The sequence below is a fragment of the Exiguobacterium sp. 17-1 genome, assembly GCF_023096305.1.
Lineage (GTDB): Bacteria > Bacillota > Bacilli > Exiguobacteriales > Exiguobacteriaceae > Exiguobacterium_A > Exiguobacterium_A sibiricum_A.
This window is the reverse complement of sequence record NZ_JALIGJ010000001.1, coordinates 607757-631329: the sequence shown is the minus strand read 5'-3', so window position 1 is coordinate 631329 and position 23573 is coordinate 607757. Positions and strand designations below refer to the sequence as shown.

Sequence of the window (23573 nt, the reverse complement as noted above, 5' to 3'; positions counted from 1 at the left end):
CAATTCTCCCCTCAAAAAAAGCTCCCATTCAACGGGAGCACGTTATTTTATCAAACCGACTTTTTGCATCAACCAATCGGCAAGCACTGGTGTATGTTGAATCATAAACGAGGCCAGACTCGAATTCGCAATGGCATCCTGAATCGACTGAATCGGCGCAAAAGCGGCCAAGAACAAAATCAAGAAGATGAAGATGTACATCTCGATGAATCCGAATACTCCACCCAATAGACCTTTTACCTGCTTGAGAACCGGAATATTCGTCAGCGAATCAAACATCGCAATGATGATCGATAACACGATTTTAGTCACAAAAAACAGGACGATGAACCAAAAGGCTTTATAAAACACTTCATCCAAACCGACTGAACTCGGGATCGAGAACATCGTCAAATCGATGCCCGCATCATCTAGTGTCGACGGATAGGGAATCCATAACTTAAACTTCTCGGCCAGTTCATCGTAAAATGATAGCGCGACGATAAACGAGATGAGTAAGCTCAACAAATGACCCGCCTGTAACACAACACCCCGACGGACGCCCGTCATCGTACCTAAAGCTAAAAACAATAAGATAACAAGAGAAATCATGTTTAAAGTTCACCCAAATTCTTTTTGATTTTGACATAATCACTACCGATATTGAGAGCTGCCAAGACAGCAATTTGTCGAACGTCGAGTTGTGGTGCCTGGTCTCTGATTTCACGAATTTTTGTATCCACGAGGAGACCCACTTCGCGTACATGTTCAGGTGACTCCGTTCCGACAATCGTATAATCGTTTCCTGCAATATGAATCGTCGTCCGGTTCAACCCTTCTGAATCAGCCATTTTCCTGTCCTCCTCATACTTTGCTTCATTCATATAGTACCATCATTTTTGAAATAGGAAAAGAAGTCCACCATCCGACTTAAGGATGGTATGCTTATTTCCGAAAGGGTGATTAAGCCATGGGAACAGTCGTTTTAAAGTTAACAAAAGAAAAACAAGAAACCGTCATTTCGGATTTTGGACGTCATCAAGTCTCTCCTCCTCCGTATGCACGTTTCGCCGCCCGAACGACCGGATGTATTTTGACCGTCTATAATTCAGGAAAGGTCATGTTTCAAGGACAGGAGGCGGAAGCTGTCGCTGCCCGATATGGTTCGCCTGCGGCAAAAAAAACCGCTTCGACAGCAAGTGCCTCTTTACCCGAAGGATTCGCCAACTGGTCGGTCGTCGGCAGTGACGAAGTCGGAAAAGGTGACTTTTTTGGTCCTTTAGTCGTCGTTGCCGCTTATGTCGACAGCACAAAAATTGAACTGGTCCGTGAGCTCGGGGTCCGCGACTCTAAAAATGTCTCTGATCCGGAAATCCGTTCGATTGCGCGTGATTTGCATGCTGTCATTCCTTATGAATACCGTATCCTGCATAATCCGGATTACAATCAAATGCAACGGACGATGACACAAGGCAAAATGACCGCCCTGCTTCATAATGCGGCGCTCAATGGATTACTCGCTCAACTGGAAGCGCCGCCGCAAGCGATCTTGATTGATCAATTTGCTGAAAAAGCGACCTATTACAAACATCTTTCCGGAGAAACAAAACAAGTCAAAGACAATGTCTATTTTTCGACGAAAGCAGAAGGATTACATGTCGCTGTCGCTGCAGCCTCCATCCTGGCACGAGCTATCTTTCTGAAAGAAATGGATCAATTGAGCCGACAGACCGGGACGGAAATTCCTAAAGGCGCCGGTGCGAAAGTCGACCAGGTCGCTGCTTCCCTGTTGTTAAAATATGGACCAGAACGCTTACAAGAATGGACAAAATATCATTTCGCCAATACAAAAAAAGCAGAAGATTTAGCTAAGAAAAGAAACCGACCATGATACAAGTGGTCGGTTTTTCACATGGCAGACTCTTGACCGGATAATCGAATCAGTTCATCCGTTAAAATCTTGACTTCATCAAACGGAACATGCTCAGTTCCAATCTGTTCAAACCGTTCATGTCCTTTACCGACGATGACCATCCGCTTCCCGGCTAATGCAATCTTTGCCGCAATCTGGAGCGCTTCTTTTCGTGACTCATGACACGTAATGATTTTCCGTGGAGCAATGTCTGTCAGAAGCTCTTTAATGATTTGCTGTGGATTTTCAAGCCTTGGGTCATGTACCGTCACGATGATTCCGTCACAATACTGACTGGCAATCCGCCCCATCACCGCTCGTTTCGAACGATCCCGTTCACCTGCTGCACTCAATACCAGATATAAGGGTTCACCTGGAAGAGATAATGATTTCAGACATTTCTCCAGTCCATCCGGTGTATGCGCATAATCAATGTATACTTCACACCCTTCGAACGGAATCTGTTCCAAACGTCCTTTTGGCAAACGAAGTTCCGGAATGTGTCGAATCAATTGATACATATTGACTTCACCGGCTTGCATCAGTCCGATTGCCGCAGCAAGATTCGCAGCATTGAAATCACCAAGAAGAAAGACTGGAACCTCGGTTACTGTTCCGTCAATTCGAACACTGACTGTTTTTTCTTTCCATTCTACCGTAATCGGTGCTTCAGAGAGAGCATCTGTCGTATACCAGATGACAGGTACTCCTTCCGCTGCTTCTGCCATCACTCGGCTCGCTGGATCGTCTTCATTAAGAACAATTGCCTGACCACCGCTCGTTGCCACTTGTTTGAACAACAAGGCCTTCGCCTCCGCGTATTCTTCCATCGAGGCATGATAGTCGAGATGATCATGTGTCAGATTCGTAAACGCCGCTGCATGAAACCGGATCCCTTCTGTACGCCCTTCCATCAAAGCATGAGAAGAAACTTCGAGTATACAATCCGTGACACCTTGCTCAACCATTTGATGTAACAGACGGTGTAGAATGATGGCTTCCGGCGTCGTATTCGGTGTATCAATCATCTCCCCGTCAATCATCGATCCAATCGTACTGATCATTCCTGCCTTATGTCCGGCTGATCGAAACAAATCATAGGTCAGTTTTGTGGTCGTTGTCTTCCCGTTCGTACCCGTTATACCGTAAACCCGCAATTTTTGACTCGGATGATCATAAAACAGATCCGCCACTTTTCCTGCAGCGTGTTTTGTATCCTGTAACACGATGACCGGAACGGTTAATCCATGGAGTGGTTCTTCTGCTAAAATCGCAACGGCCCCGTTCGCAACGGCCTCTTCGGCGTACTGGTGACCATCGACGGTATATCCTCTTACACAAATAAACAGACTACCCTTCGTCACTCCACGTGAGTCTGTTTCGATACTCGTGATGGAGGGATTTTCTTTACATGTAAGCCGGAATGGGGCAATTAATTCTGACAGATGTTTATATGGACGATTCATGATGTATGTTCTCTCCTCCTAAGTTTAAGCGAACGGTGACATTATTCTGACCAGTTTTGTCTTTAAAAAAGCGCATAGGTCGTTTTATCTTCAGTTAAACTTCAGGTGATGATGGTACAACTAAGTAATGGAAGATTATATCTCCGACTTTTTTAACATGTATTGTTACCTAGAATCAAAGGGATTCTCCGACAAATTCAGGCCAATATTGAAGAACAGCTCTCTTTTCGTAAAAGTACCCTATTTGCAGCAAGCTATAACGTTTTATTTTTTAATAACCTATCATTTTGGCATTAAAAATTTTCAAATCCTTCATTTAATGCGGTTAACACTACAATACGTTAGACATAAGATCACTGCGAAAATCAACGGCTCAAAATCATCCGGATTATATTTCAAGTAATCCTTCCGCTCTCTTCAGAAAAATAACTTGTCATTGCGTCATCCATTCGATATACTCCTATAAGTTAACTAGTTAACTTATAGGAGGTTTTTTGTATGACCACGTTCCAAGAAGATTTGCTAGGTCAACTATCCAAAGTAGCACGCCTGGCCAAACGTGATATCGATGCCGCGCTTCTTCCTTTTTCGCTACACACCGGGCAATGGGGTTTGATAAAAGCCGTCGCCATTCTCGAACCCGTTTCGCAAGTGGCCTTATCCAAATACCTGGTCATTGAAAAACCCGCTGTCACAAAAGCAGTCGCTCGTCTTGAAGAGTTGGGCTTCATCACGCGAACGGGTTCTGGGCGTAAACGTTTAGTTACTTTAACACCTTCCGCACGTCACTCTTATCGTGAAATCGATCAAGCCGTCCAGTCAGCTCATCTCGCATTTCTGCAATCTGTTTCACTCGAAGATCAGACCATCATTGCAGCGGTGATGACACAATTACTTGCAATACACCGTCCAGATGAACAGGAGGATTTGCTTTGAAAAACCGTTTATTCCATCGTCATTACGTGCTGACTTTATTGATTAACCTGTTGTTATTCATTACGTTTTATTTACTCAATGCTTCACTTCCGTTACTTGCTGCTAAACAATTTGATGTGTCACAAGCTGCACTTGGCTGGGTCGTAACCAGCTTCATTTTAGCAACTGTCTGTTCCCGACCATTAATTGGTCATTGGCTTGACCGGCATGATGTCAAACGGATGCTGTTAATTTCAGCAACATTGTTCACGACGATGAGTCTCTTATATTTATTGGTTCTTCCTTTGAACTCTTTTTTGTATCTCATCATCGTCCGCATTCTTCACGGCTTTAGTTTCGGAATGTTGTCTTCTTCCATCAGCTTGGCCGTAACGACACTCATTCCGAAAACCCGCCAAGGTGAAGGCATGGGGTACTTTGTTTTATCCATGAATCTCGCATCCGTTCTCGGACCGGTCATTGGACTCAGTTTGATTCAACACGATGCCTTTTTCCTTTATTTCATCACAGTCGCATTGCTTGCATTCGTTTCACTCGTTCTGATGATCCGTTTGCCGTTGACGAGTCAACATATACCGAATACCCGGGTCTTCCGGCTTCATCAATCACTTTTCCTATCTCGTCCGTTATTATTACTGGCAACCGTTTTAGCCGGTGTCGCAATCTCCAGTACAGCGGCTTTTATTTCACTGTATACGGATTCGATTGGTCATATTTCCTATGCCTCTTACTTTTATGCCATCGTCGCTCTTGGCATGGTAGCAATCCGTCCGCTTGCCGGCAGATGGTTTGATCAAAAAGGACCTGGTTTCGTTTTATTTCCTTCTTACCTGCTCTATGGTCTCGGTTTTATTCTCTTAGGAGTTTTCCCTTCGTTACCGGGATTACTTTTGGCTGCACTCATCATCGGAATCGGATCAGCTTCGATTTTCCCCGGACTCCAAACGGTGATGCTGACCTATGCCGCACCCCACCAAAAAGGGAAAGCCATTTCCACCTTTTTCTTGGCTTACGACAGCGGGTTTGGTCTCGGCGCATTATTACTGTCGGGTCTTGCAGCCAAAATCGGCTACTCGAATATGTTTTTATTTTGCAGTGCCATCGTCCTAACAAGTGGTTTCATCTACTTTATCTTCAACCGACGAAATGCCCCCCCGCATGAGCACGAACTTGCTTCATGATTTTCTGTATATAGCAAAAGGGAGCTGGATGTAAATTCATCCAGCTCCCTTTTTCGGGTAATCATTTTCTTCTGAGTACATTTTGAACGCTGTATGACACGATTAAGAACGTAATTCGGCTTCAAACGATGCTTGGAGCGCTTCAATTACTTGTTGATGCGCTGTCGCGACTTCTTCATCGACGAGTGTCCGTTCTTTATTTTGATACCGTAACGAGAATGCAAACGACTTTTGATCAGCTCCGACATTATCACCGGTATACACATCAAACAGTTCCACTTGTTTCAGTAGCGGACCTGCTGCTTGCATGATGACCGCTTCGACTTCACTCGCTGATACTTCACGCTTCAATACAACCGCGACATCACGTGTCATCGATGGGAAACGTGAAATCTCTTGGTAGACGCGTGCTTCTTTTGAGTGCAATGCCATCGCATCGAGTTCGAAGACATATACTTCCTTCAGACCGTATTCTTCTTTCGATAAGCCCGGATGAACTTGTCCGACAAATCCAATCGCTTCACCGTCAAGGAAAATTCGTGCCGTCCGACCTGGATGCATCGACTGCATCGCTACAGCTTCATACGTCAAGGCGACATCAAGTGCTTCGGCAAGCGTCTCGACGATTCCTTTCATGACGAAGAAATCTGCTTTGACATGTGTCCCGTGAACTCGATGCTGCTCTGCCAGCCCTACCATGATTCCTGCCACCATTTCTTGTTCAAGCGGCAAGGTCTCAAGTGAAGCATCACGTTGCAGATACACACTTCCGAGTTCATAATAGGCAAGGTCTGCATGTTGTCGCGCCGCATTGTGTTGTGCGACTTCAAGCAATCCTGGAATCAACGAGGTCCGGAGTGTTGAACGGGCTTCACTGATCGGCATCGCTAGTTTAACAGGATGTAAATCCTGCTGTTCGTTGAATTGCATTGCGCGTTGCTCACTCGTCAAGGAGTACGTGATGGCCTGTGAAAGACCCGCGCCTTGAAGAAGATGACGGATTTTACGGCGATGCTGGTTACGTTTCGGTAAGAAACCGCGACTCGCTTCCCGCGGTAAGCTGGAAGTTAACGCATCATATCCATAAAGACGGGCGACCTCTTCCGCTAAATCAGCCGGAATCATTAAATCTTGACGACGCGTCGGTACACTGACTGTCAATGCATCTGCTGACAGCTCGACCTCAAGACCAAGACGTTCGAGCAAATCTTTCATGACAGTACCTTCGATTTCCATACCAAGACGGTGGTTGATATACGAGACACTGCCTTCGATCAAATGATCCTCCAGTTGAAGTGTGCCCGCTTGGACTGTTCCGGATAATACCGTACCTCCTGCAAGTTCCGCAATCAGCATTGCGGCCCGATCAAGCGCTAACACGACACGACGCGGATCGACACCTTTCTCAAAACGTGAGCTCGAATCCGAACGAAGACCTAGGACACGGCTTGTTTTTCGAACGGATGTCGGTGCAAAATAAGCAGACTCGAGGACGATTGAAGTCGTCTCTGTATCGACTTCCGTGTTCGCTCCCCCCATGACACCGGCAAGTGCCACCGGACGGTCGCCATCTGTGATGACGAGCATCGACGGATCAAGTGTCCGTTCGACTTCATCTAACGTCTGGAACGTTTCACCGGATTTTGCCTGGCGCACGACGATTTGCTGTCCCAATTTTTTTGCATCAAAAGCATGCAACGGCTGTCCCGTCTCCAGTAACACAAAGTTCGTGATGTCGACGACATTGTTGATCGGACGTATTCCGTTCGCGATCAGACGATTTTTTAACCATAATGGCGATTCACCGATTGTAATATCACGAATTTCCCGGGCCGCATAGAATGTACAGGCTTCCGAGTCCAGTTGAACGGTGACTTCTGTCGATACCGTTCCTTCTGGTACTTCCACGTTCGGGAAGACCGGCGTTGAATTCAGGATTCCTGCGACTTCGTGCGCCACGCCGTACATACTCAAACAATCGGAACGGTTAGGCGTCAATCCAAGTTCCAGTACCTCATCATGCATTCCAAGTAATTCAAGGACGTCCTGCCCCGGTGTGACCGGTTCACGGAACGTATGAATACCATCCTGTTCATCTTCACGGATGTATTTTTTCTCGAATCCGAGTTCTTCAAGCGAACAGATCATTCCTTCTGAAACGACACCCCGCAGTTTAGCGCGTTTGATTTTGATGCCAGGCAGACGGGCTCCGACACGGGCAACGATGACATCTTGTCCGGCATCGACATTCGGTGCACCACAAACGATTTGAACCGGCTCTTCTTGTCCGATATCGACCGTCGTGACGTTTAATTTATCGGCTTCCGGGTGTTTTTCTTTTGTCAGAACGCGACCGACGACGATATTATTCAAGTCAGCGTCCCGCACCTCGACCCCTTCGACTTCAATCCCGCTTTTTGTAATCAAGTCAGCTAACTCCTGACCCGTCTTATGACGAACATCAACAAATTCCTGTAACCATTGTTTTGAGACTAACATCTGTTTTCCCCCTTAAAACTGTTCGCTGAAGCGAACGTCATTCGTATAGAAGTGGCGAATATCATCAACACCATATTTCAACATGGCGATTCGTTCGATCCCCATTCCGAAGGCGAAGCCAGACATTTTCGTACTGTCATATTCCGCCATTTCGAGCACATGCGGATGAACCATACCTGCTCCTAAAATTTCAATCCAGCCTGTCTGCTTACAAATGTTGCAACCTTTACCACCACATTTGAAACATGACACATCGACTTCGACCGATGGTTCTGTGAACGGGAAGAAGCTTGGACGTAAACGAATTTCACGTGCTTCCCCGAACATTTGTTTAACGAATGCTTCAAGTGTTCCTTTTAAGTCTGCCATTGAAATTTCTTCACCGACGACCAAACCTTCGACTTGCATGAATTGGTGCGAGTGCGTCGCATCATCTTCATCCCGGCGATAGACTTTTCCGGGACAAAGGATCCGGATCGGTTCACCTTTTGAAGCGAGCATTGTCCGCGCTTGTACCGGTGATGTATGGGTGCGCATTAAAATCTCATCCGTGATGTAAAACGAATCCTGCATATCACGGGCCGGATGATCTTTCGGCAAATTCAACATCTCGAAGTTGAATAAGTCTTGCTCGACTTCCGGACCTTCAGCAATCGTATACCCAAGTCCGACGAAGATATCTTCGATTTCATCTGTCACTTGTTGCAGTAAATGCGCTTGTCCGACCTGTTTCGGACGACCAGGAAGTGTCACATCAATCGCTTCGAGTGCTAATTTCGCATCCATTTCTTGTTGTTTAACATCCACAAGGCGTTGTTCGAGCTCTGTTTGAATCACACCTCGGACGGCATTTGCGATTTCTCCGACGACCGGCCGTTCTTCTGCCGAAAGTTTTCCCATTCCCCGAAGAACTTCTGTAATCGGTCCCTTTTTACCGAGATATTTCACTCGGACATCGTTTAATTCTTTTTGTGTACTTGCCTGCTTGACCAGTTGTAGCGCTTCATCGCGCAGTGCCTCTAATTGTTCGCGCATATTCCTCACTCCTTTTCCAAATAAAAAAATCGTCCCTCCGGCAAAATGCCGAAGGGACGATTCAATTTAATCGTGGTACCACCCTTGTTCAACCTGAATTCCTCAAGTCCTCAAGTGGCGCGATAACGGGCGCCTCCCGTCACGATCTCTCGTGCGACTCCGGAGTGAATTCAGCTAGCAGACTCGTAAGGAAGCTCCCAGTCTAAGGCTTCCTCTCCCTGATCGAATCGTTTTCTAACCTACTCTGTTCCATCGTTGTCTAGGTAAATATGATGCTGTAATTCACTTTAGCATGAACGTCCCTTTGATTCAATCAGCCGGAGCAAAATGATACAGTAAAATACCAGCGGCAACTGCTGCATTTAAGGACTCTGCTTTTCCGCGAATCGGGATGTATGCTCGGCCATCACACTGATCAAGCAACTCGGGAGCAACACCTTGCGCTTCGTTTCCGATAATCAATCCGATGGCACCCAGGTTCTCAACATCTGTGTAAGGTTGAGCTCCACGTAAGTCAGTCCCTAAAATGAAGACACCCAGTTCATGTAAGTCTTGAACGGCTTCTTCAAGTGACATCATGATGACCGGTAAATGGAAGATGGATCCTTGTGTCGCCCGGAGGACTTTACTGTTGTAGACATCAACCGTTCCATGTCCGATGATTACTCCGTCGAATCCGGCAGCATCTGCTGTCCGAATCATCGTACCAACATTACCCGGGTCCTGAAGACGGTCGAGTAAGAGGTAACGTCCACGTTCCAAGCGTTCAGTTTGCTGTTTCATCTCACAGACAGCAAAAATCCCTTGTGTCGTTTCGGTTTCAGAGAGCACTTTTGCGACTGATTCATCAATCGTGATCAAATCAGCGGCATTCTTCTTCCACGAACCCGGTACTTGAACGTCTTCGCGGACGATCAATTCCTTGATGATGCCAGCGCGGACAGCTTCTTCGACTAAATGTTCCCCTTCAATCAGGAAACGTTTCGTTTGCAGACGCCCTTTTTTAGTCAGTAATTTTTTCCATTGTTTAACGATCTCGTTTTTTGCAGATGAAATGTGTTTCATAGTTTACCCCTCGTAAATCGCTTGGACCGTCTCTGCATCTAAACGTTTTGTTACCGCGACGATCAAGTCGACGGCTGCTTCGAAATCTGCTTTATGCATGATTGAAACATTTGTATGCAGGTAGCGGATCGGAACAGTCAATGCAAGTGAAGGAACACCTGTATGAGACAGATGGAACTTCGCTGCATCCGTTCCACCACCCGGTGTCAGATCCAATTGATATTTAATGTTTTCTTCTTTAGCAACAGTTGTGACAAAATCAATCAATCCACGGTGTGCAATCATCGTAGCATCAAACAGGATGACTTGAACGCCTTCTCCAAGTTTCGACAAAGCTTCACGATCCGTCATACCTGGTGTGTCGCCGGGAATTCCTGTGTCGACCGCAAACGCGATCGTCGGGCGAAGCAAGTTTGCAATCGTTTGAGCACCGCGTAAGCCGACTTCTTCCTGTACGGTAGCACCGGCAAAGATTGTATTCGGGTGTCCTTCTTCTTTTAAGCGTTTGATTGCTTCGATTGCAATGGCGCAACCCACACGGTTATCCCATGCTTTTGCCATCAGGAAATTATCATTTTTCATCACAGTAAATTCGCAATGCGGAACAACCGTATCTCCCGGTCGGATTCCCCAACCCTCGACTTCTTCTTTCGAAGTAGCCCCGATATCGATGAACATCTCTTTGATATCGACTGGTTTATTGCGCGCTTCCGGTGGTAAAACATGAGGTGGTTTCGCACCAATCACACCTGGAATAACTTCGCCAGATGACGTGACAATATTCATACGCTGTGCAAGAAGAACCTGTCCCCACCATCCACCGAGTGGTTGGAAGCGAAGGAATCCTTTCTCATCAATCTTCGTGACCATGAATCCGACCTCGTCCATATGCCCGGCAATCAAAATCCGTGGTGCATCTTCTCCCGCTCCTTGACGTTCGGCAAACAAACTGCCTAATCCATCTTGATGGAAGTTTTCTGCATGCGGTTCAAGATATTCGCGCATTAATTGACGTACTTCTTTCTCATTTCCGGGAACACCCGTTGCGTCCGTAAGACGTTTCAGCATATGTAATTGTTCATTCATCTGATTTCCTCCTCAGTAACCGTTGTCTTGGCGAACGTGATTCGCCTCGTTTTTCGCGACATAAGCTTTGAAAATCATTTCTTGTGTAAATCCAAGTGTAGCACCTAATGCGAGATAAGCACCAATCAGAACATCATAACTTTGTTCCGTTCGTGAAATCGCAAACACGTTTGTCTTATTATAGACATCCAAAAACGCGTCTGTCGCCGTCAGATAATAATCACCTTCGACAAATTCGTTTTTACGATAATCTAAAGAAAGTCCTAAAGAAAGTAGAAAATGGACACCATCCACATATTCTTCGAGAATCGTGACTTGAGCCGATGGTCCTTTTGTCGACCAGAATTTAAAACAACGCGTTTCGTTCGCAAGCTCACCAAGCTCCACTAATAGCGCCAGCAAACGTTCATCAAATTGATTACCCGTCAAATTATGTTCTGACTGAATCCGTTTATCCAATTGTTCCTGCATTTCAAAAAGTGTCAACCAGTCCATCTTAATTCTCCTTTTAATCTAAAAAAATTGCCTCAGCCCATAAAATGCGCTTTTTTATTTTACCATGAATCCAAAAAAAACGTCGGAGAATTAAATTCCCCGACGAATTGTAGAACTTAAGCGTTCAATTTTGCTTTTGCTGTGTCAGCAAGTGAAGCAAATGCAGTTGCATCTGTAACTGCGAGGTCAGCGAGCATCTTACGGTTAACGTCGATACCTGCTAATTTAAGACCATGCATCATGCGGCTGTAAGAAAGACCGTTGATACGTGCAGCCGCATTGATCCGAGTGATCCAGAGGCGACGGAAGTCACGTTTCTTTTGACGACGGTCACGGTAAGCATACATGAGAGATTTCATGACCTGCTGTTTTGCAACCTTGAAGAGTGTATGTTTCGAGCCGTAATAGCCCTTAGCTAATTTGAGTTGTTTTTTACGACGTTGACGAGTCGTATATCCGCCTTTTACGCGTGGCATATAAATTCCCTCCTAAATCTGTGTACGATTGGGTAAATTACTTAGCGATCATGTGACGGATACGTTTAAAGTCACCCGATGATACCATGCTAGCTTTACGTAATTTACGTTTCGCTTTAGTTGATTTGTTACCGAATAAGTGGCTTGTGTAAGCACGACCACGTTTCAATTTACCAGAAGCAGTACGTTTGAAACGCTTAGAAGCACCGCGGTGCGATTTCATTTTAGGCATGAGAGATTCCCTCCTACTTCGATTCGATTAGTCTTCTTTCTTTGGAGCAAGCACTAGGAACATGCTGCGTCCTTCCATCTTCGGTCTCTGTTCAATGACACCGAACTCGCTTAATTCTGTAGCGAGACGTTCGAGGACACGTCTACCGATTTCTGAGTGAGTGATGGCACGTCCGCGGAAACGAATACTCGCTTTCACTTTGTTGCCGTTCTCCAAGAATTTCTTCGCATTACGGAATTTCGTTTGGAAGTCATTCTCCTCGATCGTCGGGCTGAGACGGACTTCTTTCATCTGAATCACTTTCTGATTCTTCCGAGTTTCTTTGTCCTTTTTTTGTAACTCAAAACGGTATTTACCGTAGTCCATGATTTTACATACCGGCGGCGTCGCTTGTGGTGCGACCATGACGAGGTCAAGGTCAGCTTCCTCAGCTAAACGTAACGCTTCTGTACGTGACTGGACTCCAAGTTGAGCACCATCCGCTCCGATAAGACGAACTTCTCGAGCGCGAATGCCTTCATTGATTAACAGATCTTTGCTAATGGTTAGCACCTCCATCGTGCAGAGCACGAAAAATGAATGATATAAAACGCTATAAAAAAAGCGTCGGCAGTTTTTCCCGCCCACACTCATAAAGTATACAATAGTCAGAGAACACTCTACTATCACATATCATCATGATGGACCAGCATAGCTTGCTATACGTGGTGAGAAGCGGGATGCTTCTGCTTTGTTGTCATTTCACTTTGCTATCATAGCACTTGTTTTCCCTCGATGTCAAGCCGCTATATCTGTTCGGTTAGAACGTTGCTCAGATACTTGATTATAATAGCAATCCTCTGTCCGTTTAGCAAGAAGTTTCTAAGGTTGTTTCCATGGGTAAATAAAAAAAGTCAGAAAAAGTTTTCAGAATTCGCAGAGCATTATTCTTTATTTAGAATAATTATTGTTTTATAATCAATGTAATCTTATACATAAGGGGGAATTATTCATGAGTGAAAAACGATTAACCACAAACCAGGGTGTCCCGATTGGCGACAATCAGAATTCGCGCACAGCAGGCCGTCGCGGTCCAACATTACTCGAAGATTATCAATTGATTGAGAAAATGGCCCATTTCGACCGGGAACGTGTTCCTGAGCGTGTCGTTCATGCCCGTGGTTTTGGTGCACATGGCGTCTTCACGGTTAAAAACTCGATGAAGAAATATACAAAAGCGGCGTTCCTTCAAAACGAAGGTACGGAGGTTCCTGTATTCGCTCGTTTCTCAACCGTTATTCACGGTACACATTCTCCTGAAACATTACGTGACCCACGTGGATTCTCTGTTAAGTTCTATACAGAAGAAGGCAACTGGGATTTCGTCGGAAATAACTTACCGGTCTTCTTCATTCGCGATGCGATGAAATTCCCGGACATGGTCCACTCGCTAAAACCGGATCCACGTACGAATATTCAAGATCCTGACCGCTACTGGGACTTCATGACATTACGCCCGGAATCGACAAACATGTTGATGCACCTCTTTACAGATGAGGGTATTCCGGCTAGCTACCGTAAAATGCGCGGTTCATCCGTCCATGCCTTTAAATGGGTAAACGCACACGGCAACACGGTTTACGTTAAATTACGTTGGGTTCCAAAAATCGGCGTCCATAACCTCTCTGCGGACGAAGCGACAGAGATTCAAGGAAAAGATTTCAATCATGCTTCAAACGATACGTTCCAAGCAATCGAAGATGGCGAGTTCCCGGAGTGGGATTTGTTCGTTCAAGTTCTTGATCCGGCTGATGTCGACAATTTCGACTTTGATCCACTCGATGCAACAAAAGATTGGTTCGAGGATGTCATTCCGTTCCAACATGTCGGAACAATGGTCTTAAACAAAAACGTCGACAACTACTTTGCTGAAACGGAATCGGTCGGCTTTAACCCGGGTGTCTTGATTCCAGGAATGTTGCCGTCGGAAGATAAATTGCTTCAAGGTCGTCTCTTCTCATATTCAGATACGCAACGTTACCGTATCGGAACAAACTACCAACAGTTGCCGATCAACTGTCCGTTCGCACAAGTCAACAACTACCAACGTGATGGTGCAATGCCGGTCGGACAACAATCAAGCCCGGTCAACTATGAACCAAACCGTTACCAGGATGAGCCGAAACAAACACCGGAATACACGGAAGAAATCCAGCCGTTGTATGATGACATCCACGGTCGTCTCGAAATCGAAAAAACAAACAACTTCGGCCAAGCCGGTGACGTATACCGTCGTATGACAGAAGAAGAACAAACGGCACTCCTGAATAATTTAGTGGATGACTTAACACAAGTCCGCCATGAAAATACCGTCTTGCTTGCCATCTGTAACTTCTACCGGGCAGATGAGTCCCTTGGTAAGAAATTATCAGAAGCGTTACAAGTCGATATCCAACCATTCTTGCAACAAATGCAAAAATAATGTTTCCAAAAAAAGTCTATTCCGTAAAGGAATAGGCTTTTTTTATGGAATAAAATTAAACCGTTCCGATGTTTCCGCCGAAAAGACACCTAACTTGGAAAACAAAACGACTTGATTTACTGTTGCTTGATTGACTTCGTTCTGACGAAAACTTAGTTTCTCTTTATCCGTAAATCGATTGTAAAGCGGCTTAAATCCATAATTGACGTGTGGCTGAAATTGAATGGCCCGGTCAATCTTTTCGAGTCGATTATGTTTGATGCTGCCACCGACTACTCCGCGTCCTAAGATAGCGATGGCTTTGCCATCTGTCCGATGAACGTTTCGGATCGTATTGTATTGAATGACCGGTTGGTTCCAGTTCATCATTGAAATCGCATGATCTTTTGTTCCGTCAATCACGTTATTTAAAATACGGACCGCCGTGTGCGGACGATCTTGAGAGTATTGATGTGTGCCGATTGCGACATTGATGTTGATAAAGTCATTGTTTCGAATCGTAATATCGTGATTCGGGGTCCGGTCTTGTGCCGACCATTTCCATTGAAATCCTTTCGTCACCGGATCCGGCGTATCCAGATTAATGGATTCATTTGGACCTGTCCCGGCAATCATCTTGGCATCGACAAAATGCATGTTTTCAATGAGTGCCGTTTTTGTCGCATCCAGTTCAATCGCATGTGATCCTTGTTGATGACGGATCGTGATTCCTCCAAGATACAGATTTTCATTATGTGCGATCGCGAAAGCCGAGCCGCGCGAAAAATAATTTAAATCAATTTGAGCATTCCCCTGCCCGATGATTTTGATGTTTTTGGATCCGCTGTATGTTCCGACTGTTCTATTTAGTCGTAAAACAGAAGGTGGTACCAAATCAAAGATACTTGTTGTCGCTTGAAGTTTTGACGTCCCGGTCTCATTCGTCTTCTTAATGATGACACCATCCTCTAAAATGATGGTCGTATTGGAAGGAACTCCGACACGTAACGGGGACAAATATACTCCTTTTGACAAGACTAACGTTCCTCCGCCTTCCGCCTCGATTTTTTCGAGGTACGACCGAAGTGTATAATGATTCCTGGTTTGGGCATTGTATGTCGAATATGCGCGAAGTACAGGATCAATCGGTTCTGTCTGTGGCGTAATCCGGTAACTTTTCATACTTGTCGCGTGTTCTGTATCAGGTAAAAGTAAAAATACCAAAATGAGACATACGCCGAACATCATTCTTATTTTCATTCCCTCGTCTCCCTTCCCTGTTCCTATTATCGGTATTCGAACACAGAATCTGTAGAGAACAAAAAAGAGGACAGCTGTGAGCCATCCTCTTCTTGATATTACTACATGCTTATTTTGAACGGTTTGCGATTTCTTGTTCCAAATCGCTGACGAACTGCTCCAGTGATGCATTGCTTGAATCTTTTGAACCGTAACGGCGGATATTGACTTCGCGCGCTTCGATTTCTTTGTCACCAAGAACAAGCATGACTGGTACTTTGTTGACTTGTGCTTCGCGAATCCGGTAACCGAGTTTTTCATCACGGAAGTCCGTTTCGACACGAATCCCTTTTTTCAGGAGCATCGCCTTGATTTCACGTGCGTAGTCTTCATGCACGCTTGAGACTGGAATCAACTTCACTTGAACTGGTGCGAGCCATGTCGGGAATGCCCCTTTGTACTCTTCAATCAAGTACGCGACGAACCGTTCCATCGTTGAGACGACACCACGGTGTAGGACAACAGGACGATGATCTTGTCCGTCATTTCCTTTGTACGTCAGCTCAAAGCGTTCCGGCAAGAGGAAGTCGAGTTGAACCGTTGATAACGTCTCATCTTTACCGAGCGCTGTCCGGACTTGTACGTCAAGCTTCGGCCCGTAGAATGCCGCTTCGCCTTCTGCTTCAAAGTACGGCAGCTCGAGCTCATCCATTGTCTCTTTTAATTCACGTTGCGCCATTTCCCAAATCGCATCGTTGTCGAAGTATTTTTCTTTATCAGCCGGATCGCGATACGACAGACGGAACTTGTAGTCGGTGATGCCGAAATCAGCATATACTTCTTGAATCAAGTGGACGATTGCTTTGAACTCTTCCTTCATTTGATCCGGACGAACAAACGTATGACCGTCGTTCAGGACCATGTAACGGACACGTTGGAGACCCGTTAACGCACCCGACATCTCATACCGGTGCATCCCACCGAGTTCTGCGACGCGGAGCGGTAAATCACGGTACGACCGCGGTTCATTTTTATAAATCATCATGTGGTGCGGACAGTTCATCGGGCGGAGAACCAATTCTTCATTGTCCATCTCCATTTTCGGGAACATATCATCTTGATAGTGATCCCAGTGTCCCGATGTTTTATACAGTTCAACAGAACCGAGAACTGGTGTATAGACATGCTCATATCCGAGTTCAAGTTCTTTATCGACGATATACCGCTCGACCGTCCGTCGGATTGCTGCCCCTTTTGGTAACCACATCGGCAGACCCTGTCCGACATCTTGAGATGTGAAGAACAAATCGAGCTCTTTCCCGAGTTTCCGGTGATCGCGTTCTTTCGCTTCCGCCAAGAAATGAAGGTGTTGTTTCAGTTGGTCTTTATTCGCCCAAGCTGTCCCATAAATCCGTTGGAGCATCTTGTTTTTTGAATCGCCACGCCAGTAAGCACCGGCGATACTCATCAACTTGAAGACTTGTAACTTAGCCGTCGCCGGTACGTGTGGTCCACGGCAAAGATCAAAGAACTCGCCTTGACGGTAAAATGTTAAGTCTTGATCGGCTGGAATCGATTCAATCAGTTCAATTTTGAGCGGATCGTTTAATTCTTGATAAACAGCAAGTGCTTCGTCACGCGAAACGACTTCGCGCTCGATTGGTAAGTTTTCACCGGCGATCTTGTTCATCATCTTTTCGATTTCCGGCAGGTCTTCTTCTGTCAGACGACGCTCCATATCGATGTCATAATAAAAACCGTTTTCAATCGTCGGTCCGATTCCAAGGTGAATCGTTTCATCCGGATACAGACGTTTGATGGCTTGAGCCATCAAGTGGGCGGATGAGTGACGGATCAAGTCCAGTCCTTCTTCTGAGTCCGGCATGACGAGTTCGATTGAACCATCTTCCTCAATCGGGCGACGGTAATCAATGACTTGTCCGTTTAATTTTGCGGCAAATGCCTTTTTCCGTAATCCCGGGCTGATTGAAGCGGCAACTTCTTCAGCTGTAGTTCCGGCTGCAAATTCCTTTACTGCACCATCTGGAAATGTAAGAGCAATGTTTGACATGACTGCTTCCCCCTATAAATTAAAATAAAAAAGACCCATCCCTCAAAAAGGGACGAGTCTCAATCTCGTGGTACCACCCTCGTTCCCGAACATGTTTCCATGCACCGGCTCGAACACGCGATAACGGGCGTGATGCGCAAGCGGATTATCCCCACCTGAGCTATGAGGGAGTAAAGAAATGACGGATTCCATGAGAAGCTTTCACCATCCTTCTCTCGCTTGTTTGGTCCCTGTTCATTTTTCATGTCCTCAATCGTAGCTGACATCTATACAGATTGTGTCCTTAGTATAGCCAAAGTCGAACTTCTTTGACAAGAGAAATTAATAGCGGCGTCGGTTTTCACCTAAAAACTCGACAGGATTCGTCGTCGTCCGGATCCGCTCCATCAGACGCATCGCTTTCAGTTTGTCTCCCTGGTCATTCGTAATCCCGAAATGCAACTCCAGTTCGTCGTACGACAGGTTGGAACTGAACAAAGTCGGCAGACGATGCATCATCCGGTATTGCAGGATGATCCCAAATAGTTCATCTCGCACCCATGGACTGATTGACTCCGCTCCGATATCGTCTATCAAGAGGACAGGAACGGTCTGAAAACTTTCCAAAAATGTATCGAAACTGTCCGACCTGATCCGCCGCTTCGCTTCCGAGACGAAACCGGGCGCGTGAACCAAAATCGTTGCAACCCGTTCTTTTTTTAACGCATTCCCGATTGCAGCAAGCAGATACGTTTTCCCGACGCCAAAACTACCGTGCAGGTACAAGCCTTTTACTTGTTGTTTCGAACGAGCGGCATTTAAAAACTGTGAAGCTGCACGCAAAGCGAGCTTCCGGTCCGTCGTCGTCAAATCAAAGTCACTGAAGTTCGCATCCCGGACTTCATCCGGTAAGAACAGACTTTTAAATTTCTTTTCGAGAGCCCGCTCGTTTTCACGATCTCGTAACGCCTGGGTTTTTTCATAAGCAACCATGATCTGACCTTTTTCTAAATGCAGGACAGGTTGATACCCTTCGATGACGGCTTTCTTTTCAATGATTTGATTCCCGTGCATCTGTTCAGCATACTCGTTTAGTTTCAGCATGCCCCGTTCAATCGTCCGTTGATCAATTTCCGGGTGCGTCCGTAAAAACATGATAACTCCCGGATGTGACAAGACACGCTGATGAATGGCTCGAACCGATTCTGCCACGTCCGGCCGGTTTAAAATCTTTTCAATCGATGATTGGATATGTTCCATCTCACTACTCCTTTATTTGCCTTTGAGTTCCCGCAGAATCCGTTCCATTTCTTCATCATCTGGCACCTCAGCTTCAAAACTGGCTTTTTTTGTCGCTTCATACTGCTGTTGCTTTTCTTTTTCTTCTTGCAACCATTTCGGATTCGGACCGGTCGCATTGGAACGACCTCTTCGTCCACCAACCGTTTGCCGCGAACGCTCTTGTTTTTGATCCTGTTTTTTCGAAATCAATTCGTCTTGTTCTTTCGTTTTAGCCAATGCTTCGGCTGCCGTAACGTATCCTTTTTGTTTCCAGTCATCAACGATGGAAAGAAGGAAGTTTTTACTGAAACGGTTATCCTTTTTAATGACCAACGCGTAATAATAAGCAGCGTTGACAATTCCGGACGACATCTCATAGTCGATGATTAGTTGCTGAATCAACTCTTCATCTCGCTCCGACAACGCTTTGACTTTTCTTAGTTTCGCAACGTAATGCTTCGGATGCGTTCCTTCCATCGTCTCCGTTTCGCTCAGCTCTCCGACTTCTACTTCTTCGAGAACTGCAACCTTGGCTTTCTTTTCCCGGCTGAGTTTCTGCTTCGCAGATAACATCATCTGTTTACACCGTTCTTGCTTTTCACTGTCTGTCATCGGCAAGTACGCTTCATGACGGAAACGGGCGTTCAGGAGCTCTGCCATGAGTGCTTCATTCGATTGTGTGACATAAGCGAGCTTCAACAGAAGATGGTCAATCGATTTCGTATAAAAGCTCCGGGGCAAGAACCGATCGGTTTGACGTTTCATTTCTTCAAGATCAAACGAATAGTCAAATTCATAGGCTGCCCGTTCCTGTTTCGCATAAGATTTCGGCTGATGCGCAGAGGCAAGTCCCGCCTTAACGTCAAATACTTGATCAAACCGGACGGTCCGGTCGACAACATTTTTAGGTAACGGATCCGTCCGGAAACGGTTCTGTAAGGCTCGGAAACGAATTTCACCGACGCGGTAGAACAGTAAGCTCGACAGCACTCCGTCATTTAAAAATGTGTTCGGTGCTAACGGGACACGGATTTGATAGACATATCGGTAGGCCGCCTGTTTTGCTTCAAACGTCCGGATTAAACCAATCCCTTCGAGTTTAAACAGTTCTTCTTTGAATTCATCGACTGAAAATCCGAGCAACGTGCCCAGTTCTGCATGCGAGATGTATTGTGACTTCGTCTTACCGGGAATCATCTCACTCCAAAACGTTTGGTACAGACCAAGCGCCTTTACACCAATGATTGGCTGATACAGATAGTAGAGGGACTGATACGCTTCCCGGTCGACGACGCCATTACTCATGATCAAGCAGAGATCGGTCCCTGACAATTCACGTTCCATCATTTGCTTCATCCCTTCTTTCGTGAGAAAAAGAGAGGGCGTTCTGAACAGTCAGACGACCTCTCCTTCATTAGGTTTGATTTTCCCGTTCGTTGTCTTGATGACGTTCCATCAATTCGGATAATTCTTGGAAAAAGACATTGATGTCTTTAAATTGCTTATAGACACTGGCAAACCGAACATACGCCACTTCATCGACAGAAGCGAGTTCATTCAGCACAAGCCGTCCGACCTGTTCGCTCGGAATTTCATGTTGTGCTGTTGCTCGTAGTGTTTTTTCAACCCGGCTGACGACTGTTTCCAGTTGTTCAATGGAAATCGGACGTTTTTCACATGCTCGGACTAATCCACGCAAGATTTTGTCCCGATTGAATTCGTCACGTGTTCCATCTTTTTTGACGATGATGAGAGGAGTTTGTTCCACCATCTCAAATGTCGTAAAACGATAGCCACATGATTCACATTCCCGCCGTCTGCGAATCGAACCAAAATCTTGCACGGGTCGCGAATCTAATACTTTTGTCCCGTTATAGTTGCAGGCTGGACAACGCATGTCGTACCTCCATTCACGTAATTTCTTTCGTACCGATCATTTTTAAGCGATACGTCGAATCAAGCCCCTGATAAATTGACTCGATCCATTTTTCAAGGTCGGGACCAAGCAACCCGTCACGGTGTAAAAAAAGGTCAACTGCCGTACGGCCGGATCCCACCATGATGACAGTCGCAAGACCATCTAAGCCAGGTGCACTAAACGCAAGTTCTCCGCGTCCTTGATCGATTCGCTTAACTGTTCCCTGTTGCTTCGTTACCGTCGCCTCCACTCCCGTAAACAGCATTTCTACCGTTGCTGCATAGTAATGGGTCCGTAACTTTTCATTTTTATGTGTATCCGACGTTTCCATTTGTTTTTGTAATCGTTCCTTCAGTCCCATTCCGTCATCACCTTTTTCTGTTTTCTTCTACTATTAAGAATAACAGACGTCAGACATATTAAAAAGCCCTCGCCATAAGACGAGAGCTTGTTCATTCGTGTTTTTGTCAGTTAACGTGCTGAACCGTAGCAGCTGGAACTTCAACAGGTCCCATACCACGTGGAATTTCGACATTTTCACGGATTTTCGCATCGAGTCCGTCAGCGATATAATGCGCTGCGATGGCTGGATCGATTCGATCGCCACATGTAAATACATCAACCGATGCATAACCATGCTCTGGGAAACTGTGAATCGTTAAGTGCGATTCAGAAATAATGACGACGCCGCTGACGCCGTGTGGAGCAAACTTATGGAATGCGACTTCGCGTACTTCCGCACCTGCTTGAAGTGCTGCATCAACAAAAAGTCGTTCTACAAATTCCATGTCGTTCAATTTTTCAGGATTACAATCCCAAAGTTCTGCAATAATGTGTCTTCCCATAGTATCCATTTGTGGATCCCCCCTACATTCAATGGTCTTCAAAGTAGTCGATCACTTACTTTGCGCCTGAGTCGTTCGCACCCACGGGGGAAAGTTAGTCCAGAGAGGTCCTAACCCTTTAAGCTGCGATTGCCAGACCGATTGAAGTTCACGATTTGAATTATAGCGAGTATCAAAAAGATACACAAGGATAAATTTCGAATTTTAATATATTTTCTTAAAGAAAACGCTCTACAGGTTGCTGTAGAGCGATTCTTCATTATTATTTTATTTTAACTCCAGTTGTTTTTGTTCGTTTCCACTTGCCTCGATATGTGCACCGACCAGATGAACGAGATCGACGACACGGCATGAGTAACCCCATTCATTGTCGTACCAGGCGAGGACTTTAACCTGTCGTCCTCCCATGACCATCGTCGATAGACCGTCGACGACTGTCGACTTTTCTTCTCCGTTAAAGTCAATCGAAACGAGCGGTTCCATGGTCAGACCGAGTATGCCGTCGAGTGCTCCGTCCGCTGCCTTGACGAATGCTTCATTGACTTCAGCGACGGTCGTATCACGGCTGACTTCCACAACCAGATCGACCAGTGAAACGTTTGGTGTCGGAACACGGAGTGCCAGTCCGTTGAGTTTCCCTTCGAGATGCGGTAAGACGAGTGAAATCGCTTTGGCAGCTCCGGTCGAAGTCGGAATGATCGACGATCCGCAAGCACGTGCCCGGCGTAAATCCTTATGCGGATTATCGATATTATTTTGGTCATTCGTAAAGGCATGAATCGTCGTCACAAGACCCGATTCAATTCCGAATGCCCGGTCGATGACTTGAACGACAGGTGCAAGACAGTTCGTCGTGCATGAAGCGTTCGAGACGATTGCGTCCGTCTCATGATCATACATCTCGTCATTGACCCCCATGACGATCGTGCGCAGATCCCCTTTTGCCGGTGCAGTGATGACGACTTTTTTTGCCCCAGCCGTCAAATGTTTCTCAGCACCCGTTTTCGAATTAAACTTCCCTGTTGCTTCGACAACGATATCGATGCCCAGTTGTCCCCACGGCAACTGCTCCGGATCGCGTTCGCTGACGATTTGAATGTGTCGTCCATTTACCATCAATGCCCCGTCAATGATGTCAACTGGATAAGTAAATTTCCCGTGAACCGTGTCATATTTGATGAGATGTGCCAATGTTTCCACCGGATAACTTGCGTTAATGGCGACGACCTCACTTTTCCCCTCAGCGATGAGACGCCGGAATACCATTCGACCAATTCGACCAAAACCGTTAACTGCCACCTTGACTCCCATTTGCGGATCCCCCTTCAATGTGACGGATGATGCTCCGTTTACAGATAGAACTATATCATGAAATGTAAGCGATTTCATTACGTAATCTAAAAAAAGTGAGAGAAGTTGGTAACTTTCTCCCACTTGG

At 45.8% G+C, this 23573-nt stretch carries 23 protein-coding genes; 4 read left to right on the top strand and 19 right to left on the bottom strand.

From position 1 onward, the window contains the following. Positions 1-42: 42 nt before the first annotated feature. A complete protein-coding gene (locus tag MUN34_RS03060; protein WP_247856848.1) occupies positions 43-591 on the bottom strand; it encodes a CvpA family protein in 549 nt (182 codons plus the stop codon). 2 nt (positions 592-593) lie between these two features. After that, on the bottom strand, positions 594-830 hold the full coding sequence (gene zapA, locus MUN34_RS03055) for a cell division protein ZapA (RefSeq protein ID WP_012371043.1): 237 nt from the start codon (positions 828-830) through the stop codon (positions 594-596). Positions 831-949: 119 nt separating this feature from the next. On the opposite strand from zapA, the gene rnhC reads away from it, so the two are divergent. After that, positions 950-1870, top strand: coding sequence for a ribonuclease HIII (gene rnhC, locus MUN34_RS03050; RefSeq protein ID WP_247856847.1), 921 nt, complete (start codon positions 950-952; stop codon positions 1868-1870). Between the two features lie 17 nt (positions 1871-1887). Here the strand turns inward: rnhC and MUN34_RS03045 are convergent, their stop codons facing one another. Next, positions 1888-3357, bottom strand: a complete 1470-nt coding sequence (locus MUN34_RS03045; RefSeq protein WP_051525123.1) for a UDP-N-acetylmuramoyl-L-alanyl-D-glutamate--2,6-diaminopimelate ligase — start codon at positions 3355-3357, stop codon at positions 1888-1890. 498 nt (positions 3358-3855) lie between these two features. Between MUN34_RS03045 and MUN34_RS03040 the strand changes: the two genes are divergently transcribed. Then, positions 3856-4293 (top strand): MarR family winged helix-turn-helix transcriptional regulator, encoded by a 438-nt coding sequence (locus MUN34_RS03040; protein WP_026827765.1) that lies wholly within the window; start codon positions 3856-3858, stop codon positions 4291-4293. Then, entirely contained in the window at positions 4290-5474 is a 1185-nt protein-coding gene (locus tag MUN34_RS03035; protein ID WP_247856846.1) for an MFS transporter, read from the top strand. The genes MUN34_RS03040 and MUN34_RS03035 overlap by 4 nt, the downstream gene beginning before the upstream one ends. 102 nt (positions 5475-5576) lie before the next feature. Here MUN34_RS03035 and pheT read toward each other — a convergent pair whose 3' ends face one another. The 8 genes from pheT to infC all read right to left on the bottom strand — a co-directional run bounded on the left by pheT (position 5577) and on the right by infC (position 12920). After that, positions 5577-7973, bottom strand: coding sequence for a phenylalanine--tRNA ligase subunit beta (gene pheT, locus MUN34_RS03030; protein WP_026827763.1), 2397 nt, complete (start codon positions 7971-7973; stop codon positions 5577-5579). A gap of 12 nt (positions 7974-7985) precedes the next feature. Next, entirely contained in the window at positions 7986-9008 is a 1023-nt protein-coding gene (gene pheS / locus MUN34_RS03025; protein WP_026827762.1) for a phenylalanine--tRNA ligase subunit alpha, read from the bottom strand. A 309-nt stretch (positions 9009-9317) separates the two neighbouring features. Then, positions 9318-10073, bottom strand: a complete 756-nt coding sequence (locus MUN34_RS03020; protein WP_026827761.1) for a TrmH family RNA methyltransferase — start codon at positions 10071-10073, stop codon at positions 9318-9320. 3 nt (positions 10074-10076) lie between these two features. Then, entirely contained in the window at positions 10077-11159 is a 1083-nt protein-coding gene (locus tag MUN34_RS03015) for a M42 family metallopeptidase (RefSeq protein ID WP_012371055.1), read from the bottom strand. Positions 11160-11171: 12 nt separating this feature from the next. After that, on the bottom strand, positions 11172-11654 hold the full coding sequence (locus MUN34_RS03010) for a dUTP diphosphatase (RefSeq protein ID WP_014970974.1): 483 nt from the start codon (positions 11652-11654) through the stop codon (positions 11172-11174). A 116-nt stretch (positions 11655-11770) separates the two neighbouring features. Further along, positions 11771-12130 (bottom strand): 50S ribosomal protein L20, encoded by a 360-nt coding sequence (gene rplT / locus MUN34_RS03005; RefSeq protein WP_012371057.1) that lies wholly within the window; start codon positions 12128-12130, stop codon positions 11771-11773. A gap of 37 nt (positions 12131-12167) precedes the next feature. Further along, complete coding sequence (gene rpmI, locus MUN34_RS03000) at positions 12168-12362, bottom strand: 50S ribosomal protein L35 (RefSeq protein WP_012371058.1); 195 nt, start codon at positions 12360-12362, stop codon at positions 12168-12170. A 27-nt stretch (positions 12363-12389) separates the two neighbouring features. Further along, positions 12390-12920 (bottom strand): translation initiation factor IF-3, encoded by a 531-nt coding sequence (gene infC, locus MUN34_RS02995; protein ID WP_012371059.1) that lies wholly within the window; start codon positions 12918-12920, stop codon positions 12390-12392. A gap of 433 nt (positions 12921-13353) precedes the next feature. Here infC and MUN34_RS02990 point away from each other — a divergent pair, with 433 nt between their 5' ends. Next, positions 13354-14823: a catalase gene (locus tag MUN34_RS02990; protein WP_247856845.1), complete on the top strand. Its 1470-nt coding sequence runs from the start codon at positions 13354-13356 to the stop codon at positions 14821-14823. A 42-nt stretch (positions 14824-14865) separates the two neighbouring features. Here MUN34_RS02990 and MUN34_RS02985 read toward each other — a convergent pair whose 3' ends face one another. The 8 genes from MUN34_RS02985 to MUN34_RS02950 form a co-directional block, all read right to left on the bottom strand. Beyond that, a complete protein-coding gene (locus MUN34_RS02985) occupies positions 14866-16062 on the bottom strand; it encodes a glycoside hydrolase family protein (protein ID WP_026827759.1) in 1197 nt (398 codons plus the stop codon). Between the two features lie 109 nt (positions 16063-16171). Continuing rightward, on the bottom strand, positions 16172-18112 hold the full coding sequence (gene thrS, locus MUN34_RS02980) for a threonine--tRNA ligase (RefSeq protein ID WP_247856844.1): 1941 nt from the start codon (positions 18110-18112) through the stop codon (positions 16172-16174). A gap of 321 nt (positions 18113-18433) precedes the next feature. After that, positions 18434-19351 (bottom strand): primosomal protein DnaI, encoded by a 918-nt coding sequence (dnaI, locus tag MUN34_RS02975; RefSeq protein ID WP_026827757.1) that lies wholly within the window; start codon positions 19349-19351, stop codon positions 18434-18436. 12 nt (positions 19352-19363) lie between these two features. Continuing rightward, positions 19364-20719, bottom strand: coding sequence for a replication initiation and membrane attachment family protein (locus tag MUN34_RS02970; RefSeq protein ID WP_026827756.1), 1356 nt, complete (start codon positions 20717-20719; stop codon positions 19364-19366). Between the two features lie 67 nt (positions 20720-20786). After that, positions 20787-21269 (bottom strand): transcriptional regulator NrdR, encoded by a 483-nt coding sequence (gene nrdR / locus MUN34_RS02965; protein WP_026827755.1) that lies wholly within the window; start codon positions 21267-21269, stop codon positions 20787-20789. Between the two features lie 13 nt (positions 21270-21282). Beyond that, positions 21283-21651, bottom strand: a complete 369-nt coding sequence (locus MUN34_RS02960) for a hypothetical protein (RefSeq protein WP_026827754.1) — start codon at positions 21649-21651, stop codon at positions 21283-21285. A gap of 106 nt (positions 21652-21757) precedes the next feature. Then, a complete protein-coding gene (gene speD / locus MUN34_RS02955) occupies positions 21758-22144 on the bottom strand; it encodes an adenosylmethionine decarboxylase (protein ID WP_026827753.1) in 387 nt (128 codons plus the stop codon). 258 nt (positions 22145-22402) lie between these two features. Continuing rightward, positions 22403-23446, bottom strand: a complete 1044-nt coding sequence (locus MUN34_RS02950; protein ID WP_026827752.1) for a glyceraldehyde-3-phosphate dehydrogenase — start codon at positions 23444-23446, stop codon at positions 22403-22405. Positions 23447-23573 lie beyond the last annotated feature (127 nt).